Source organism: Phyllobacterium sp. (assembly GCF_037994405.1).
Classification (GTDB): domain Bacteria; phylum Pseudomonadota; class Alphaproteobacteria; order Rhizobiales; family Rhizobiaceae; genus Phyllobacterium.
The window spans coordinates 1-2,233 of the sequence record NZ_JBBNAN010000419.1 but is presented as its reverse complement, the minus strand read 5'-3'; the positions used below and the strand labels follow the sequence as shown (position 1 = coordinate 2,233).

At 58.7% G+C, this 2,233-nt stretch carries 4 protein-coding genes; all 4 read left to right on the top strand.

Going from position 1 to position 2,233, the window contains the following annotated elements; all coding sequences use genetic code 11:
- On the top strand, positions 1-328 hold a 328-nt coding region (locus tag AAAC48_RS22930), incomplete at its 5' end, for a hypothetical protein (RefSeq protein ID WP_340656406.1).
- Positions 325-693, top strand: a complete 369-nt coding sequence (locus tag AAAC48_RS22925; protein WP_340656405.1) for a cytochrome c family protein — start codon at positions 325-327, stop codon at positions 691-693. The genes AAAC48_RS22930 and AAAC48_RS22925, both read left to right, overlap by 4 nt.
- Positions 694-1,017: 324 nt before the next feature.
- Positions 1,018-1,491, top strand: coding sequence for a (2Fe-2S)-binding protein (locus AAAC48_RS22920; protein WP_340656404.1), 474 nt, complete (start codon positions 1,018-1,020; stop codon positions 1,489-1,491).
- 12 nt (positions 1,492-1,503) lie between these two features.
- Positions 1,504-2,233 (top strand): molybdopterin cofactor-binding domain-containing protein (locus AAAC48_RS22915; protein ID WP_340656403.1); only part of this gene is annotated, 730 nt, incomplete at its 3' end.

The window sequence follows — 2,233 nt, the reverse complement described above, 5'->3', positions numbered from 1 at the left end:
CCTCAAATCTCCGCTGACATCAACCGCTCAACAAGAACCAAGGAGCCTGATGTGGGCAACCAACGTGAAACTGCCGTTCCGCAGGAAGGTGCAGCAGCCTCAAGCGATCGCCGGCAGCTTCGAGACGATCCTTAACTATGCTGCTGAAGGCGCTGAAGATGACTTTGGCAGGCGAACTATCGCCGTTGCAGAGCAAGTCGGAGCCGCGACCCGATCCATTCCGGAGCAACCAGCGGTATCCGTGAGCCAAAGGTGCAACCAAATACGGGCCCATACAACCCCAATCATCCTTTCAGGCGCATTGCCAAATCGGGAAAAACATCCATGAAAAAAATCCGGGCCTATGTCGCGTCCTCTGCACTGGTTCTTCTCTCAATGATAGCTCCTGCCCTGGCGGAGGAAGTTGCCTTGGGGCAGAAAGCATTTCAGCGCTGTTCGGCCTGTCATTCGACCCATCAGATAAAACCCGGTCCCGCCCTGGGCGGCATTATCGGGCGCCCGGCCGGCTCCATCGAGGGCTTCCGGTATTCACCAGCCATGAGGTCCTCCGGATTGGTGTGGGACGAGGCAACGCTGGATCGGTTTCTTACATCTCCCCGCGAAGTGGTTCCGAAAACGACGATGACAGTGAGTGTGCCCAAGCCTGAGGATCGGCAAAATATTATCGCATACCTGAAATCCTTGTCGCAGTAGGCGGAGATGGCTCGCGACTGAATGGAATGAACATCGAGTTTAGCGGCACACCTGGTCGCCGCAGGAATGTGGATGGCTCGCTTTTTCGATGCGCATTTAGAAATAACATTTCTAAGGTCATGCAGATTACGCCATCTAATCCCGCTTTGTCAGGCGGGTTATCGTCGCAAAGAGCAGAACTCGGATCAACGGTGTCTGGGTTTGAAGACTGGCACCCAATCGCCATCGCACCAAAAATCGCGGGTCGTCGCGGCCGGCGAAAAAACCGGAGGCGTCGCGCTTCGCGCGCATTCCTTTGGAACAAACCAGGAGAACCGACCAGCCATGATCGTACTGAATATCAACGGCCGCCAGCACGAGGCCGACGCCGACCCTGAGACCCCGATCCTTTGGGTCCTGCGTGACACCCTAGGCATGACCGGCACCAAGTTCGGCTGCGGCGCAGGACTTTGCGGCGCCTGCACCGTCCATCTGGATGGCGAGGCGACCCGCTCGTGCAGCACGCCCATCTCTGCCGCCGAGGGCTTGAAAATCACCACGATCGAAAAAGTGACTGATGGCACCGACCGTGTCGGCGCCGCTGTGCACGCTGCGTGGGTTAAACACGACGTGGCGCAGTGCGGATACTGTCAGAGCGGTCAGATCATGAGCGCGACCGCTTTTCTTGCATCGCTGCCCGCAGGTACTCTGCCAACGACCGCTGAAATCGATACTGCGATGGAAGGCAATATCTGTCGCTGCGGAACCTATGTCCGTATCCGCGCCGCTATCGCCGACGCCGCCAGCACTCTCGTCTAAAGGAGACGTCCTATGTTGCCCAACATCGATTATAGCGAATTGCCACGCGCACTGCAGCACATGCTCGAGCGAGGCCGATCCACGACCAACCACGCGCTGGCGCGCCGCAGCTTCCTCAAGTTGACTGGAGGACTCGGACTGGCAATTGGCGTTTTTCCACATTTCGCCACCGCGCAGTCCAGCGCTGCTGCCGAGACGGCCAGCAATCTCAAGCCTGCGGAACAGCCATCCGCCTTTGTGCACATCGCGCCCAATGGCGAGGTTACTGTAATAATCAATCGTCTTGAGTTCGGCCAGGGTGTACACACAGCCTTGCCCATGATCCTTGCCGAGGAACTCGACACGGACTGGAGCCTGGTGCGCAGCCAGCTCGGCACCAATGACATGGCCTATGTTGACCCGCTCTTTGGCATTCATCTCACTGGCGGTTCGCACACGATCAAGAACAGCTTTACGCAATATCGCGAACTCGGCGCGCGCGTCCGCGCCATGTTGCTCAGTGCGGCGGCGGCGCGTTGGAACGTTGACGTGTCAACGCTGGGCACTGAGGCCGGCGCGGTACTTGGTTCCGACGGCCGCAAGCTTGGTTATGGCGAATTGGCCGAGGCCGCCATGGCTCTGCCCGTACCCGAGAAGGTGACGCTGAAAAATCCAAAGGACTTCCGCATCATCGGCCGTCCTACGGCCCGCCTCGACGCGCGCGCCAAGAGCAGCGGCCAACAGGATTTCGGCATCGACTTCC